The sequence below is a fragment of the Alloalcanivorax venustensis genome (assembly GCF_047495515.1).
Lineage (GTDB): Bacteria > Pseudomonadota > Gammaproteobacteria > Pseudomonadales > Alcanivoracaceae > Alloalcanivorax > Alloalcanivorax venustensis.
In genome coordinates this window covers 1,537,413-1,552,438 of the sequence record NZ_CP179934.1, presented here as the reverse complement: position 1 = coordinate 1,552,438, position 15,026 = coordinate 1,537,413, and the positions used below count along the sequence as shown (strand labels likewise).

14 protein-coding genes are annotated in these 15,026 nt (G+C 66.4%); 6 read left to right on the top strand and 8 right to left on the bottom strand.

The features are described from left to right. Positions 1-64: 64 nt before the first annotated feature. The 3 genes from ACMG4O_RS07435 to ACMG4O_RS07425 are packed head-to-tail and all read left to right on the top strand — an operon-like array spanning position 65 to position 2,993. A complete protein-coding gene (locus tag ACMG4O_RS07435) occupies positions 65-868 on the top strand; it encodes a cytochrome C assembly family protein (protein ID WP_370211993.1) in 804 nt (267 codons plus the stop codon). Positions 869-878: 10 nt separating this feature from the next. Beyond that, on the top strand, positions 879-1,661 hold the full coding sequence (locus ACMG4O_RS07430; protein ID WP_414434778.1) for a response regulator transcription factor: 783 nt from the start codon (positions 879-881) through the stop codon (positions 1,659-1,661). A gap of 57 nt (positions 1,662-1,718) precedes the next feature. Further along, the gene (locus ACMG4O_RS07425; RefSeq protein WP_414434777.1) at positions 1,719-2,993 is read left to right on the top strand and encodes an HlyC/CorC family transporter; all 1,275 of its coding nucleotides are present in this window, start codon (positions 1,719-1,721) and stop codon (positions 2,991-2,993) included. 72 nt (positions 2,994-3,065) lie between these two features. On the opposite strand, the gene rssA is transcribed toward ACMG4O_RS07425, so the two are convergent. Genes rssA through ACMG4O_RS07405 form a run of 4 tightly spaced genes read right to left on the bottom strand, consistent with a single transcriptional unit; the run spans position 3,066 to position 5,308 of the window. Beyond that, positions 3,066-3,986: a patatin-like phospholipase RssA gene (rssA, locus tag ACMG4O_RS07420; RefSeq protein ID WP_370202276.1), complete on the bottom strand. Its 921-nt coding sequence runs from the start codon at positions 3,984-3,986 to the stop codon at positions 3,066-3,068. After that, complete coding sequence (locus tag ACMG4O_RS07415) at positions 3,983-4,213, bottom strand: DUF1289 domain-containing protein (protein ID WP_142948582.1); 231 nt, start codon at positions 4,211-4,213, stop codon at positions 3,983-3,985. The genes rssA and ACMG4O_RS07415 overlap by 4 nt, the downstream gene beginning before the upstream one ends. After that, positions 4,197-4,730 (bottom strand): gamma carbonic anhydrase family protein, encoded by a 534-nt coding sequence (locus ACMG4O_RS07410; protein ID WP_067611227.1) that lies wholly within the window; start codon positions 4,728-4,730, stop codon positions 4,197-4,199. Before ACMG4O_RS07410 ends, ACMG4O_RS07415 begins: the two co-directional genes overlap by 17 nt. After that, positions 4,727-5,308, bottom strand: coding sequence for a CoA pyrophosphatase (locus ACMG4O_RS07405; RefSeq protein WP_370202275.1), 582 nt, complete (start codon positions 5,306-5,308; stop codon positions 4,727-4,729). Before ACMG4O_RS07405 ends, ACMG4O_RS07410 begins: the two co-directional genes overlap by 4 nt. A gap of 203 nt (positions 5,309-5,511) precedes the next feature. Here ACMG4O_RS07405 and ACMG4O_RS07400 point away from each other — a divergent pair, with 203 nt between their 5' ends. Next, positions 5,512-6,072 carry an NUDIX hydrolase gene (locus ACMG4O_RS07400; protein WP_067609799.1) on the top strand — a complete coding sequence of 187 codons (561 nt, stop codon included), beginning with the start codon at positions 5,512-5,514 and terminating at the stop codon, positions 6,070-6,072. Between the two features lie 170 nt (positions 6,073-6,242). On the opposite strand, the gene ACMG4O_RS07395 is transcribed toward ACMG4O_RS07400, so the two are convergent. The 3 genes from ACMG4O_RS07395 to purL all read right to left on the bottom strand — a co-directional run bounded on the left by ACMG4O_RS07395 (position 6,243) and on the right by purL (position 11,318). Further along, the gene (locus tag ACMG4O_RS07395) at positions 6,243-6,566 is read right to left on the bottom strand and encodes a YqfO family protein (protein ID WP_142948579.1); all 324 of its coding nucleotides are present in this window, start codon (positions 6,564-6,566) and stop codon (positions 6,243-6,245) included. Positions 6,567-6,593: 27 nt separating this feature from the next. After that, the gene (locus tag ACMG4O_RS07390; RefSeq protein ID WP_142948578.1) at positions 6,594-7,313 is read right to left on the bottom strand and encodes a PaaI family thioesterase; all 720 of its coding nucleotides are present in this window, start codon (positions 7,311-7,313) and stop codon (positions 6,594-6,596) included. Between the two features lie 87 nt (positions 7,314-7,400). Further along, positions 7,401-11,318 carry a phosphoribosylformylglycinamidine synthase gene (gene purL / locus ACMG4O_RS07385; protein ID WP_414434776.1) on the bottom strand — a complete coding sequence of 1,306 codons (3,918 nt, stop codon included), beginning with the start codon at positions 11,316-11,318 and terminating at the stop codon, positions 7,401-7,403. 290 nt (positions 11,319-11,608) lie between these two features. Here purL and mltF point away from each other — a divergent pair, with 290 nt between their 5' ends. Next, entirely contained in the window at positions 11,609-13,033 is a 1,425-nt protein-coding gene (mltF, locus tag ACMG4O_RS07380) for a membrane-bound lytic murein transglycosylase MltF (RefSeq protein WP_142948576.1), read from the top strand. On the opposite strand, the gene tadA is transcribed toward mltF, so the two are convergent. Further along, positions 13,030-13,482 (bottom strand): tRNA adenosine(34) deaminase TadA, encoded by a 453-nt coding sequence (tadA, locus tag ACMG4O_RS07375; RefSeq protein ID WP_414434775.1) that lies wholly within the window; start codon positions 13,480-13,482, stop codon positions 13,030-13,032. The two genes, mltF and tadA, sit on opposite strands and share 4 nt — an antisense overlap. Positions 13,483-13,821: 339 nt before the next feature. Here tadA and purT point away from each other — a divergent pair, with 339 nt between their 5' ends. Beyond that, complete coding sequence (gene purT / locus ACMG4O_RS07370) at positions 13,822-15,003, top strand: formate-dependent phosphoribosylglycinamide formyltransferase (RefSeq protein ID WP_414434774.1); 1,182 nt, start codon at positions 13,822-13,824, stop codon at positions 15,001-15,003. Positions 15,004-15,026 lie beyond the last annotated feature (23 nt).

The following is a 15,026-nucleotide window of genomic DNA, read 5'->3' as shown; positions in this document are numbered from 1 at the left end:
GGCGCTTCAAAAGCACCGGGACCTGTGCCAGACTTCGGCGGCTTTTTCGGAGAAATCGCACCCTATGACTGCTGCCGAGGCCCTGGGCCTGATCGCCACTTTTTTATACGCGCTCTCGTCGCTGCTGCTGTACCGCCAGTTCCGCGGTCAGGCGGCGCCGTCACGGGCGGTGCTGATGCTGCCCGGCGGTCTGGCGGTGGCCACCCACGCCGTGGGGCTGTATTTCCTGCTGGTCACCGACCAGGGGCTGCGCCTGGGCCTGTTCTCGGTGGCCTCCTGCATGGCGGCGGTGGGCGCCGGGCTGGTGCTGGTGTCCAGCCTGTACCGGCCGTTTCAGTGGATCGGCGCGCTGGTGTTTCCGTTCGCGGCATTGATCATCCCCGCCAGCCTGTGGATCGACACCGGTTACAACGCCCATCCGCTGGAGCACGGCATCGGCCTGCATGTGCTGCTCTCGATCCTCGCCTACGCGGTGCTGGTGCTGTCCGCCTGCCAGGCCCTGCTGCTGATGGTCCAGGACCGCCAGCTCAAGGACGGCCATATCCGCGGGGTGATGCGCCTGTTCCCGCCCATGCAGGTGATGGAGTCGATGCTGTTCGACACCATCTGGCTGGGCCAGAGCCTGCTGACGCTGGCGATTCTGTTCGGCTTTATGTACGTGGACGACCTGTTCGCCCAGCACCTGGTGCACAAGACCGTGCTGACGCTGGTCTCCTGGGTGATTTTCGCGGTGCTGCTGAGCGGCCGCCATCTGCGCGGCTGGCGCGGCCGCACGGCGGTGCGCTTCACCCTGGCGGGCTTCGCGGTGCTGGTGGTGGCGTTCTTCGGCTCCCAACTGGTTTTGGAAGTGATTCTCGACAAAACCTAGGGAGGGCGGGATGCACATCGATGAGGAGACACGGACCGCCATCCACCGCCTGTGGGACGAGATGGCCGAACTGCCCGCCTCCGCCCCCGAAGTCTGCCTGAACAAACTGTTCACCGAGATCAGCGCGCTGATCGACTCACGCCACGGCCTGTGGCTCTCCTCCCTGCGCCTCGCCGACGACGCCCACAACGACCCGCTGCTGGGCTGGCGGGCGCGTTCGGTGTTCTTCCACGGCGAGCTGCCGGCGGACCAGCAGGCCTACACCGGCGCGGTGAAACGGCTCGACAAAGGCATCCCGGACGAATCCACCTACAACCATGTGCGCCGTGCCGGCGACTTCCGCGCCACCCTGCTGGTGGACCACGTCTCCGAGGGGTTCTACTCCGGCGACCACTACATCCACCATTATCTGGGGCGCGGCATCACCGACCGCCTGTTCGTGGTGATGCCGGTGAACGAGGACGTGGAAAGCTACTTTATGTTCGACCGGCTGCGCGGCCAGCCCGATTTCGCCCCGCAGGACCTGGACGTCGCCAGTTACGCCCTGCGCAGCCTGGGCTGGCTGAACCGGCAGATCCACCTCAGCTACGGCCAGCTGATGGCCGACGCCCCGCTCACCCCCACCGAGCGCGGCGTGCTCAAGCATATGCTGGCCGGCAGCGCCGAGAAAAACATCGCCGAGGCCATGGGCCAGAGCCCGCACACCACCCACCAGTACGTGAAAACCCTGTTCCGCAAATTCAATGTGCGCAGCCGCGCGGAGCTGACCGCCCTGTGGCTGGGACACAGTTGACAGCCCACCGCCGACCCCAAACAATGTGCTGCCAATAAGCAACGAAACGACTTCCTCTTGGACAGTTTCTCCGACGGGTGGCTGATCACCGCCCTGATCATCCTGATTCTCGGCTCCGCCTTCTTCTCCAGCAGTGAAACCGGCATGGTGGCGATCAACCGCTATCGCCTGCGGCATCTGGCCCGCCAGGGGCACCGCGCCGCCGTGCGGGTGGAGAGCCTGCTGCGCCGCACCGACCGCCTGCTGTCGGTGATCCTGATCGGTAACAATTTCGTCAACAACTTCGCCGCCACGGTGGCGGCGATCCTGGCGATCCGCTGGCTGGGCGACAGCGGCGCGGCGGTGGCACCGGTGGTGATCACCCTGGTGATGCTGGTATTCGCGGAGATCACCCCGAAAACCTACGCCGCGCTCAAGCCGGAGCGCATCGCCTTCCCCGCCAGCGTGGTGCTCAAGCCCCTGCAGGTGCTGCTGGCGCCGCTGGTGTGGCTGGTCAACGGCATCAGCATGGTGTTCCTGAAGCTGGCCGGCGCCCAGACCCGCAACAGCGACGACGACCACCTCAGCCCCGAGGAGCTGCGCACCGTGGTCAACGAGGCCGGCGGCCTGATCCCGGAAAAGCACCAGAAGATGCTGCTCAATATCCTGGATCTGGAAAGCGTCACGGTGGAAGACATCATGATCCCGCGCAACGAGATGGTGGGCGTGGATATCGACGACGACATGGACGAGATCATGTCCACCCTGCGCGCCAGCCAGCACACCCGGCTGCCCGTCTACCGCAGCGACCCCAACAACATGCTGGGCCTGCTGCACCTGCGCAAACTGAGCCGGCTGCTGCTCAAGGAAGACATCAACAAAGCGGAGCTGATGCAGCACACGGTGGAGCCCTACTTCGTGCCGGAAGGCACGTCGCTGAACCGTCAGCTGATCAATTTCCAGAACGCGCGGCGGCGCATCGGCATCGTGGTGGACGAATACGGCGACGTGCTGGGGCTGGTGACGCTGGAGGACATCCTCGAGGAGATCGTCGGCGAATTCACCACCGACCTGGCCGCCACCAGCCAGGACATCCACCCCCAGGAGGACGGCAGCCATGTGATCGACGGCGCCACCCACCTGCGCGAGATCAACCGCTCACTGGACTGGGACCTGCCCACCGGCGGACCGCGCACGCTCAACGGCTTGATCCTGGAATACCTGCAGGACATCCCCGACGCCAACATCTCGATCCGCATCGGCGACTACCTGATCGAAATCCTGCAGGTGAAGGACAACATGGTGAAGGCCGCCAAGGTACGCCACGCCTCAAACGAGCCCGAGGCCCCCTAAAACCGGCACCCCTGTGCGAGCGGGCCCCGCCCGCGAAAGGCCGGCTGCGCCGGCCGGCAGGATCCCAGAGACCTACACTCTGTCCGCGTCCGGCGCCCCCACCCAAGCAAAAATATCCCCCTCATGCCGCTCCACCAGCCGGTAGCCCTCATCAATGGCTTCCCCGGCGCGGTGGAAGTCCATCAGGGCGAAATCCTCCAGCAGCGGAATCAGGGTGACTTCCGGCGGATCGCCGGCCATCCGCGAGCGGGTGATGCGGTCCTGCATGATATTGACGCTGGACGCCACCACATCGAAGAAGCCCGGCGGGCCGCCGTCCTGGGATGAGAAGTAGTGGGTCATCTTCTGCCACAGGCTGCGGTCCTCGTCGCTGTCGCCACCCTCCGGCGGTGTCTGGCGGGACAGGTGCGCACCCACCAGCTGGGCGTTCAGGTTCACCGCGATCACCACGTCGGCGCCGAACGCCCGCGCCGCCGACACCGGCACCGGGTTGACCAGGCCGCCGTCCAGCATCCAGCGCCGCTGGTGCTGCAGGGGCGAGAACAGCCCGGGCAGCGCGCAGGAGGCGCGGGCGGCGTCCAGCACCGGCCCCTTGCTGATCCACACTTCGCGGCCGCTTTTCATGTCCGTGGCCACGGTGACGAACCGCTTTTCCAGGTCTTCGATATTGGGGTTGCTGTGCAGCTTCTCGAAAAAGCCGAACAGCTTTTCCCCCTTCACCACCCCGCCGGAGAAAGTGAAATCCATCAGTCCGAAGACGTCCTTGGTGGTCAGGGTGCGCACCCAGTCACCGAACTCCTTCAGCGCGCCGCTGACGTAGGCGCCGCCCACCAGGGCGCCGATGGAGGTGCCCGCCACCACGTCGATTTCGATGCCGCGCTCTTCCAGCGCCTGAATAATGCCGATGTGCGCCCATCCCCGGGCGGACCCGCTGCCCAGCGCCAACCCCACCCGGGGACGGGCGGGCAATAACGGCTGCTCCGTCTCGCTCACGGCTGCTCCTTCGTCACCATGCACGGCGCCGGTTCGCCGGCCATGCGCTGCTGGCAGCGGACCAGCACCTCGCGGCGCTCTTCCACGGGCAGCAGGCCCCAATAGCTGATCTCGCGGCCGGTGCGGAAGCACCCCACGCAGATATCGTCCCCGTCCAGGGCGCAGATCGATACGCAGGGCGACACCGGGGCTTCCGGGAATTCCGGCCGGTTATTGAAAGCGCTCATCGACTTCCAGGTGCTCATCGAAGTGTTTGGCGTGGGCGGCGTAGTGCTGGCTGCTCATGGTCAGCATCGCCTTGTGGCCGTCGGAGATCTCCTTGACCACCTTGGCCGGCGCGCCCATCACCAGGGAATTATCGGGGATTTCCATGCCCTCGGGCACCAGGGCGTGGGCGCCGATGATGCAGTTCTTGCCGATTTTCGCCTTGTTCAGCACCACCGCGTTGATACCGATCAGGCTGTTATCGCCGATGGTGCAGCCGTGCAGCATGACCTTGTGACCGACGGTGACGCCGTTGCCGATTTTCATCGGCACGCCCGGGTCCACGTGCAGTACGGAATTTTCCTGCACGTTGGTGTTGTCACCGATCTCGATCAGGTCGTTGTCGCCGCGGATCACCGCGCCGAACCAGACGCTGCTGTTGGCGCCCAGCACCACCGAACCAATCACCGTGGCGTTGGGCGCCACCCATTGGCCTTCACCCCGCATTTCCACGCGGCGGCCTTCCAGTTTATAGATCATTTTTCACCCGTCAGGTCGAAACGCACATCGGCGTCGTACACATGATTGATCAAATCCAGGATCATAAAGGCGGTCAGCCCCCAGATCCGCTTGTCCTCGTAATAATAACTGGGCATGCACAGGCGGCGGCCGTAAAAGTCGATCGGCGGCGACAGCTCCGGCTCTTCTTCCAGGAAGAAGCTCAACGGCACCTGGAAGATGGTCTCGATCTCGCCGGGCTCGGGGGTCAGATCCACCCCGGCCCGCACCACGCCCACGAACGGGGTCACCTTCATGCCGAACCGGGACGCCAGCGGCGACAGCTGGCCGATCACCTCCACTTCACGCTGGGCCAGCCCCACCTCCTCATGGCTTTCACGCAGGGCGGTGTGCAACAGATCGCGGTCGCCGGGGTCCCGTTTACCGCCCGGAAACGCCACCTCGCCGGCGTGGGTGGGCATGCCCTGGGCGCGGACGGTGAGAATCAGTTCCGGGTCGGGCTGGTCCACGAACGGCATCAGCACGGCCGCTTCCGGCAAATCCACCGGTAAATCATTGAAAGGGTAGGCCGACATGCGCTGCCGGAGTTTTTCTAGCACGGGGTACTCCCAGTTTTATTTCAAACACCAGTTTGAACAGGCCTCGCGCACCGGGCAAGGCCGGATGCCCTCTATTCACGGCGGAGCCCGTGAAAACGCCCTAATTGCCGATCCACCGCCAAGCCATTAGGCTGTCGTTTCCTCATCATGCCGGCCGGCGGCCAGGCGCCCCGATGAGGTTCCATAAGCAGGCGAGAGCATCAATGAAATATTGCAGCCATTGCGGCGAAGAGATTCTGTTCTCCATCCCCGAAGGGGATAACCGGCCCCGCTATTGGTGCAACCACTGCGGCGTGATCCACTACCAGAACCCGAAGATCGTGGTCGGCGCGATCCCGGTCTGGGAAGGCCGCTTCCTGCTCTGCAAACGCTCCATCGAGCCGCGGGTCGGCTACTGGACCCTGCCCGCCGGCTATATGGAAAACGGCGAGACCCTGCAGGAAGGCGCCGCCCGGGAAACCTGGGAAGAAGCCTGCGCCACCGTGGCGATCGGCGACCTGTACACGGTGTTCAACCTGCCGCACATTAACCAGGTCTACATGTTCTTCCTCAGCGAGATGGTCAACGGCGACTACGGCGTGGGCGACGAAAGCGCCGACGCCGGCCTGTTCTCCGAGGATGAGATTCCCTGGGACGAGCTCGCCTTCCCCACCATCGGCCGGACGCTGAAGTTCTTTATCCAGGACCGCGCGAACGGCAATGAGTTTCCGGTGCGCACCCAGGACATCCCGCCTTTGAAGCGCAAACCTTCGCTGGACGGCTGAACTTGTGGGAGCGGGTCTGCCCGCGAAAGGGCGACCCAGGTCGCCCGGCAGGATTCCAGAGACCTTGTTTGTGCTGCCGTTAGAGAGCTCTCTGGGATCCTGCCGGCCGGCATTCGCCGGCCTTTCGCGGGCTGGGCCCGCTCGCACAAAGCCCGCACGCTGGTCCGAACCTAACCAGGCAGGTCCTCGAGCCGCCACAGGTCGATGGCGGGCTCTTCGTAGGGGTGGGCGAGACGCAGAGCGCTGAGGGCGGCTTTGAGGTGGTCTTCCATGCAAATGGTTTCCACCCGGAATTCGCGCACCGTTTCGATCTCGCCCTGGCCGCCTATGTAGGGGTCGCTGCCTTCCAGGGGCCGGAACTGCCCCTGGCCGGCAACCTGAAAGCTGCAGCAATCGTAGTTGCCGATGCGGCCGGCGCCGGCCTCGAAGACGGCGTTCTTCACCGCTTCGGCATGCTCTTCGGGGACGTAGAAACAAAGCTTGTAGACGGTCATCGGGCCTCCCTGGCGGACCGCCCGGGTTCAGGCGGTCTCGCGGTCGTTGTCGGCGGGCTCGGCCAGGTGCGCATAGGCGTCGCGCAACTGATAGTTGCCCTGGGATGAAATCCACACGCCGGTGGCGGACACGGTCTGGGTGTCGCCGGCGAACACCTTGGCTTCGGTGAGCAGCTTGCGGCCTTCCACTTTGGTCACGCGGGACTCAAAGCGGATCTCCGTATTCAGCGGCGTGGGCGCCATATAGCGGATGTTGAGCGTGCCGGTCATGCCCAGGCCGGTGACGAAATCCTGACACTTGGCCATCAGCATATCCAGGGCCAGGGACAGCACGCCACCGTGCACCTTGCCCGGCGGGCCCATGAACAGCCGCCCGAAGGTGGCGCGGCCGCGCACGGTGTCGCCGTCCAGCCACAGCTCCAGCGGCGGCGACAGCGGCGTCGCCTGGCCGGTCAGGATTTCAAAGTCGGCCATATCCAGCGCGTCCTGGCGGCTGCCCTTGCCGACAATCAGCCGGCCAAGAATATCGCGCATGCTGCGATGGCCATGTCCTTCCAGGCGTTCACGCAACGCCCGCGCCTGCTCAGTGTACTCCGCCAGCGCCGCCTCATCCGCGTCCAGACGTATCAACTGCTCACTGATCGCCTTCAACTCGCTGGCCAGCTCCCGACGCCGCTCGGACACCGCCGTCGGCTCCGGCGACTCCGCGATCAACATATCAAAATAGTTATACATCTCGTCCGCCATACTCCCCCACTCCAATCCCGCAAAAGCGCCCAGTCTTTTGACTTCGCTTTCCACTGTTAACTATTAACTCTTAACTATTAACTGCCTTCACCCGACCCATTTCCGGGCGTTGGCAAACAACCGATACCAGGGCCCGTTCTCAAACCGGCGCCAATCATCCGGGATCCAGCTGTTCTGCAGCACGCGGAACACCCGCTCCGGGTGCGGCATCATGATGGTGGCCCGGCCATCGCGGGAGGTGAAGCCGGTGACGCCCTGGGCGGAACCGTTGGGGTTGGCGGGGTACTGCTCCGCCGGGTTGCCCAGGCTGTCCACGTAGCGCAATGCCAGCAGCCGCTGTTCGATGTTGCGGTTGAGGTCCTGGTCGCTGATCTCGGCGCGGCCTTCGCCGTGGGCCACGGCGATCGGCAGGCGGGTGCCGGCCATGTCACGCAGCAATACGGACGGCGAGTCCTGGATCTCCACCAACGAGGTGCGCGCCTCGAACTGCTCGCTCAGGTTGCGCACGAAGTGCGGCCAGTGCTCGGCGCCGGGGATCAGATCCTTGAGGTTGGACAGCATCTGGCAGCCGTTGCAGACCCCCAGCGAGAAGGTGTCCTCGCGGAAGAAGAAGCGGTTGAAGGCGTCGCGCAGACCCGGGTTGTAGAGAATGCTCTTGGCCCAGCCCTCGCCGGCGCCCAGCACGTCGCCGTAGGAGAAGCCGCCGCAGGCCACCAGGCCTTTCATGTCATCCAGGCTGACGCGGCCGGCGAGCAAGTCGCTCATGTGCACGTCCATGGCGCTGAACCCGGCCCGGTCGAAGGCGGCGGCCATTTCCATGTGGCCGTTAACGCCCTGCTCGCGCAGAATCGCCACCTTGGGGCGGGCGCCGGTGTTGATGAACGGGCTGGCCACGTCCTCGCTCATGTCGAAGGTGAGCCGCACGTTCAGGCCCGGGTCGTTGGAATCGGCGATCGATTCGAACTCCTGGCGGGCGCAGTCCGGGTTGTCGCGCAGCGCCTGAATCCGGTAGCTGGTTTCCGACCACAGCCGCTGCAGGCCCCAGCGCGGGCGTTCGCGCAACACCGCGCCGCCCAGGCGCAGGCGCACCACGTCCTCGTCGTTGACGGTGCCGACGCTGTGCACGCAGCCGCCCAGACCGGCGTCCTGGTAACGCTGGCGCACCGCCTGCACGTCGGCGGCGCGCACCTGGATCACCGCGCCGGCCTCCTCGGCAAACAGCGCCGCCACGGCCTCAGGGCCGTCACCGGCGATGTTGTCCAGCACGATGTCCACGCCGGTGCGGCCGGCGAACGCCATCTCCGCCAGGGTGGTGAACAGGCCGCCGTCGGAGCGGTCGTGGTAGGCGAGCAGGCGCTCTTCCGCCAGCAGCCGTTGGGTCACTTCGAAGAAGGCGATCAGATCGTCGGCGTCATCCAGGTCCGGCGCCACATCGCCGACCTTGCCGAACACCTGGGCCAGCGCCGAGCCGGCCAGGCGGTTCTTGCCGCGGCCCAGGTCGATCAGCAGCAGCTCGCTGTCCAGGCCGGTTTTGAGCTGCGGCGTGGCGGTCAGGCCGATGTCGGTGACGTTGGCGAAACCGGAGACGATCAGCGACAGCGGCGCCACCACGCTCTTGTCGATGCCTTTTTCCTGCCACAGGGTGCGCATGGACAGGGAGTCCTTGCCCACCGGGATGGCGATGCCCAGCTTCGGGCACAGCTCCATGCCCACCGCTTTCACGGTTTCAAACAGGGCCTGGTCCTCGCCCGGGTGGCCGGCGGCGGCCATCCAGTTGGCGGACAGGCGGATCTGGCCCAGCGAGCCGATGTGGGCGCCGGCCAGGTTGGTGAGGGTTTCCGCCACCGCCATGCGGCCGGAGGCGGCCGCGTTGACCAGCGCCACCGGGGTGCGCTCGCCCATCGCCATGGCTTCACCGGTGCGCTGGTTGTAGCCGGTGGCGGTCACCGCGCAGTCGGCCACCGGCACCTGCCAGGGGCCGACCATCTGATCACGGTGCACCAGGCCGGTCACCGACCGGTCGCCGATGGTGATCAGGAAATTCTTGGAGGCCACCGTGGGCAGGCGCATGACCCGCTCGATGGCGTCCTTAAGCTCAATGCCTTCGGTGGTGAACGGCTGGCGCTCGAAATCTTCCCGGTCGTAGCCGCGCTGCATTTTCGGCGGCTTGCCGAACAGCAGATCCATGGGCAGGTCCACCGGCGCATCGCCGAAGTGGTCGTCGGCCACCTCCAGGTGTTCCGCTTCGGTGGCCTCGCCGAGCACCGCGAACGGCGCGCGCTCGCGCTCACACAGCGCCTCGAAGCGCTCCAGGTCCTCCGGCAGCACCGCCAGCACATAGCGCTCCTGGGCTTCGTTGCACCAGATTTCCACCGGGCTCATGCCCGGTTCGGCGCTGGGGATGGCGCGCAGCGACAGTTTGGCGCCCCGGTCGTGGTCGTGGACCAGCTCCGGCAGCGCGTTGGACAGGCCGCCGGCGCCCACGTCGTGGATCGACACAATCGGATTGTGCTCGCCCAGCGCCCAGCAGCGGTCGATCACTTCCTGGACGCGGCGCTCGATTTCCGGGTTGTCGCGCTGCACCGAGGCGAAATCCAGCGCTTCGTCGGATTCGCCGCTGGCCATGGAACTGGCGGCGCCGCCGCCCAGGCCGATCAGCATGGCCGGGCCGCCGATCACGATGATCTTGGCGCCCGGCGGAATCGGTTTCTTGTGCACGTCGCCGTCGCGGACGTTGCCCAGCCCGCCGGCGATCATGATCGGCTTGTGGTAGCCGCGGCGCTCGTCGCCGGCCACGCCCGGCGCCTGGATTTCCAGGGTGCGGAAGTAGCCGCACAGGTTGGGCCGGCCGAACTCGTTATTAAAGGCGGCGCCGCCCAGCGGCCCGTCGATCATGATGTCCAGCGGCGAGGCGATGCGCCCGGGGCGGCCGTAGTCGTCTTCCCAGGGCTGGCGGAAACCGGGGATGCACAGGTTGGACACGGAAAAGCCGGTGAGGCCGGCCTTGGGCTTGCCGCCGCGGCCGGTGGCGCCCTCGTCGCGGATCTCGCCGCCGGCGCCGGTGGCCGCGCCGGGGCGTGGGGCGATGGCGGTGGGATGGTTGTGGGTCTCCACCTTCATCAGCATGTGCACCGGCTCGTTGCGGTAGCGGTACTCACACGGGTAACCGGCGTTGCCCGGGTCCGGGTAGAAGCGGTCCGCCACCGGCCCGGCCACCACCGCCGCGTTATCGCTGTAGGCGCTGAGCACGCCCTCGCTGGCGTGCTTGTAGGTGTTGCGGATCATGGCGAACAGGCTGAGGTCCTGCTCCTGGCCGTCGATGGTCCAGTCCGCGTTGAAGATCTTGTGGCGGCAGTGCTCGGAATTGGCCTGGGCGAACATCATCAGCTCGGCGTCCGAGGGGTTGCGCCCCAGGGCGGTGAAGCGCTCCGCCAGGTAGTCGATTTCATCCTCCGCCAGCGCCAGGCCCAGCTCGCCGTTGGCGGTGGCCAGCGCCTCGCGGCCGCCGCCGATCACGTCCACGCTGGTCAGCGGGCGCGGCCGGTGGTGGGTGAACAGCACCTCGGCGTCCTCCAGCCGGTCGAGCACGGCTTCCACCATGCGATCGTGCAACGCCGCCGCCAGCTCGCCCCGGTCCGCCGGACCGTTGAGCTTGAGCCGGTACTCAATGCCGCGCTCCACCCGCGCCACCTTGGCGAGGCCGGCGTTGTGGCAGATGTCGGTGGCCTTGGACGACCACGGCGACACCGTGCCCGGGCGGGGCACCACCACGAAGGTTTCACTGCCGCTCTCTTCCACGGCCGCGTCTTCCAGGCTGGGGCCGTATTCCAGCAGGCTGTCGAGCACCTGGCGCTCGCGCTCATCCAGCCCGGCGTCGCCCTCCGTTGGAGACAGCTCCACGAAGTGCACGAAACGGGCGGACAGAGCCTCTGCCTGGGGCAGAGCCTCCAGCAGTTTTTCCTTTCTAAACGCGGATAGGGCCGGGCTACCGGGGAGGATCAGCATGGGGTCGGCTTTTCCTTTACGTGCAGGGGGAGAAATAAGGATCGCAATGATAAGGGATGGCCGCCCGAATTCCTATGCGCGCGCCGCGGGGGCCGCAAAGATGCAAGCAAATATGATTGTTGGACAAAAATGATGGATTTTTGACCAGTTCCGATGGTAGATTCGCCGCGCACACGTGATGTAGGTCACAGCCGACCCGGGGGCGAGCGCCCCGATTTCCGGGTCCGGCGATGGACGGCACGGGCCGTACCGACCTGTCTGGAGTACACCCAGCAGAGGTATCAACGGATATGACAGTGCTACAACGGCTTCGCGGTTTCCTCCGCCCCGGCCGACAGCTTATCGCCCCGCTCGCGCTGCTTGGCGCGGTCGGGCTGATGGTGGCGATGCGCCCCACCCCCACCGCCCTGGAACGTGTCCAGGCGCGGGGCGAGCTGGTGGTGGCCACCCGGCCCTCACTGACCACCGTCTACCGTGACCCCAACGGCCTCACCGGCATGGAATACGAGCTGGCGCGCGGCTTTGCCGAGCGCCTGGGCGTGGAACTGCGCCTGCTGGAGGTGGACAGCACCTCCGACCTTAAGTACGCGGTGCGCCGCGGTAAGGCCGATCTGGCCGCATCCGCCCTGCTGGCCGGCCACGACGGCGACCAAGCGCTGCGCTACAGCACCCCCTACCAGAACGTGGACACCCTGGTGATGTACCGCCTGGGTGACCAGCGCCCCGCCGAGATCACCGACCTGATCGGCAAGGAGGTGCTGGTGCGCGCCGGCAGCCGCCACGCGGACATGCTGGTGGCGGCGCAGCTGGACCACCCGGAACTGAGCTTCGAGCAGGTGGAGAACGCCACCGCCGAGCAGTTGCTGGCCCTGGTCGAGCAAGGCGACGGCGACTACGCCCTGATCAACTCCAACGCCTATGCGATCCACCGCTCACTGTTTCCGGACCTGGCGTCCGGCTTCACCCTGAGCGTGGATCAGGGCCTGGCGTGGGCGTTCCGCGCCAACGACGACCGCAGCCTCTATCTGGCGGCGCAGCGCTTTTTGACCCAGGCCAAGGCGGACGGCACCACCACCCGGCTGGCGAACCGTTTCTACGGCCATGTGGACCAGTTCAACCTGTACGCGGCGCGCAGCTTTATCCGCCATATGGACGACCGCCTGCCCAGCTACACCGCCCAGTTCCAGGAAGCGTCCGTGGACGCCGGCTTCGACTGGCGCCTGCTGGCGGCGATGGCCTATCAGGAATCCCTGTGGGACGCCCAGGCGATCTCCCCCACCGGGGTCGAGGGCCTGATGATGCTGACCAACCGCACCGCCCGGGAAATGGGCGTCTCCGACCGCACCGACCCGGCCCAGAGCATCCGTGCCGGCGCCGCCTACCTGCGTAAGCTGCACGACCGGGTGCCGGACCGCATCCAGGAACCGGACCGCACCTGGATGGCGCTGGCCGCCTACAACATGGGTATGGGCCACCTGGAAGACGCCCGCGTGCTCACCGAGCGCCAGGGCGACAACCCGGACCTGTGGCAGGACGTGAAAACCCGCCTCACCCTGCTCGACGACCCGGCCTACGTGAACCAGCTGCGCTACGGCGCCGCCCCCGGCGGCCAGGCGGCGGTATACGTGCGCCATATCCGCCGCTACTACGACCTGCTGGTGTGGGCCAACAACTCCGACCGCCACCGCGCGAACATGGTGGCCCTGGCGGACTAGCGGCGCTGCCGAAAGAAGTCGCGCAGCAATTGCGCGGCTTGCTCCGCGCAAACGCCGCCGGTCACTTCAATGCGGTGGTTGTAGAAACCGCGCTCGGGCAGACCCAGCTGACTTTCACAGACCCCGGCCCGGGGTTCCCGGGCGCCGTACACCAGCCGCGCGATGCGGGCGTGCATCAAGGCGCCGAAGCACATGGTGCAGGGCTCAATGGTGACGTACAGGGTGGCGCCGGACAGCCGGTAATTGCCCGCCCGAGCGGCGGCGTCACGCAGGGCGTTCACTTCCGCGTGGCCGGTGGGATCATGGGCGATGATCGGCCGGTTCCAGCCTTCGCCGATCACCTCGCCGTCGCGCACCACCACCGCGCCCACCGGCACCTCCCCTTCCCCGGCGGCGCTTTCCGCCAGCGTCAGCGCCCGGGCCATCCAGAATTCATCGTCTTGGGCCATCGCGGGCTTCTCCGTTTCAGCTTGCCGACATGGTACGGTTCCTGGTCGCCGCCCGGAAGCGGCAAGCCTCGCATGCATGACGGGCGAGGCTATTGTGGGAGCGGGCCCCGCCCGCGAAAGGGTGGCACTAGCCACCCGGCGGGATTCCAGAGGCCTGCTTGGTCGCTCTAGCAATGTCTCTGGAATCCTGCCGGCAAGCTTTGCTTGCCTTTCGCGGGCAGGGCCCGCTCCCACAAGGCACTCCGTAGCTTGAAGCTAAAAAAGCTGCCGCTTTCAGCTACAATCATGCCTCGATGCGCCCCCGGGCGACGCAACCCTATGCAAAAAGGAGCCGCCACCATGACCACTCTGGGCACCCCCCATGCGCCCGGCGCCACTCGCGTGCTGCTGCTGGGCTCCGGCGAACTGGGCAAAGAGGTCAGCATCGAGCTGATGCGGCTGGGCTGTGAAGTGATCGCCGTGGACCGCTACGCCAACGCGCCGGCCATGCAGGTGGCCCACCGCAGCCACGTGATCGACATGCTCGACGGCGCCGCGATACGGGGCGTGGTGGAACAGGAGCGGCCGCACTTCATCGTGCCGGAGATCGAGGCCATCGCCACTGACGAGCTGCTCAAGCTGGAGCAGGAAGGCGTCACCGTGGTGCCCACCGCCCGCGCCGCCAGCCTGACCATGAACCGCGAAGGCATCCGCCGGCTGGCGGCGGAAGAGCTGGGCCTGAACACGTCGCCCTACCGTTTCGCCGGCAACCGGGAGGAGTACCTGGCGGCGGTGCGTGATATCGGCCTGCCCTGTGTGGTGAAACCGGTGATGTCGTCCTCCGGCAAGGGCCAGAGCCTGGTGAAACAGGAGCAGGACATCGACGCCGCCTGGGACTACGCGCAGTCCGGCGGCCGCGCCGGCCAGGGCCGAGTGATCGTGGAAGGGTTCGTGGATTTCGAATACGAGATTACCCTGCTGACCGTGCGCCACCGGGACGGCACCTCGTTCTGCGCGCCCATCGGCCACCGCCAGGAGGACGGCGATTACCGCGAGTCCTGGCAGCCGCAGCCGATGAACGACGCCGCCCTGGTGGAGGCGGAACGGCAGGCCAAAGCGGTCACCGACGCCCTGGGCGGGCGCGGCCTGTTCGGCGTGGAGTTCTTCGTCAAAGGCGATCAGGTGTGGTTCAGTGAGGTGTCACCGCGCCCCCACGACACCGGCCTGGTGACGCTGATGTCCCAGGACCTGTCGGAGTTCGCGCTGCATGCCCGCGCCATTCTCGGCCTGCCGGTGCCGCTGATCGAACAGCGGGGGCCATCCGCGTCCTCGGTGCTGATGGTGAAAGGCGAGTCCACCGACATGCGCTACGGCAATCTGGACGAGGCCCTGGCGCAGCCGGATACCGACCTGCGTCTGTTCGGCAAGCCGGAAGTCAGCGGCAGCCGCCGCCTGGGCGTCGCCGTGGCCCGCGCCGACAGCGTGGAACGCGCCCGCGTCAAAGCGAACAAAGTGATTGCCGCCATCAAGGTCGAGCTATAACGGCCCGGCGTTTTCAATTCAAC

Bases quoted from the DNA above. Each gene is read 5' to 3' on its own strand.
- ACMG4O_RS07435 (WP_370211993.1), top strand. From the start codon at position 65: ATGACTGCTGCCGAGGCCCTGGGCCTGATCGCCACTTTTTTATACGCG.
- ACMG4O_RS07430 (WP_414434778.1), top strand. From the start codon at position 879: ATGCACATCGATGAGGAGACACGGACCGCCATCCACCGCCTGTGGGAC.
- ACMG4O_RS07415 (WP_142948582.1), bottom strand. From the start codon at position 4,213: ATGAGCGCTTTCAATAACCGGCCGGAATTCCCGGAAGCCCCGGTGTCG.
- ACMG4O_RS07410 (WP_067611227.1), bottom strand. From the start codon at position 4,730: ATGATCTATAAACTGGAAGGCCGCCGCGTGGAAATGCGGGGTGAAGGC.
- ACMG4O_RS07400 (WP_067609799.1), top strand. From the start codon at position 5,512: ATGAAATATTGCAGCCATTGCGGCGAAGAGATTCTGTTCTCCATCCCC.
- ACMG4O_RS07395 (WP_142948579.1), bottom strand. From the start codon at position 6,566: ATGACCGTCTACAAGCTTTGTTTCTACGTCCCCGAAGAGCATGCCGAA.
- ACMG4O_RS07390 (WP_142948578.1), bottom strand. From the start codon at position 7,313: ATGGCGGACGAGATGTATAACTATTTTGATATGTTGATCGCGGAGTCG.
- purL (WP_414434776.1), bottom strand. From the start codon at position 11,318: ATGCTGATCCTCCCCGGTAGCCCGGCCCTATCCGCGTTTAGAAAGGAA.
- mltF (WP_142948576.1), top strand. From the start codon at position 11,609: ATGACAGTGCTACAACGGCTTCGCGGTTTCCTCCGCCCCGGCCGACAG.
- tadA (WP_414434775.1), bottom strand. From the start codon at position 13,482: ATGGCCCAAGACGATGAATTCTGGATGGCCCGGGCGCTGACGCTGGCG.
- purT (WP_414434774.1), top strand. From the start codon at position 13,822: ATGACCACTCTGGGCACCCCCCATGCGCCCGGCGCCACTCGCGTGCTG.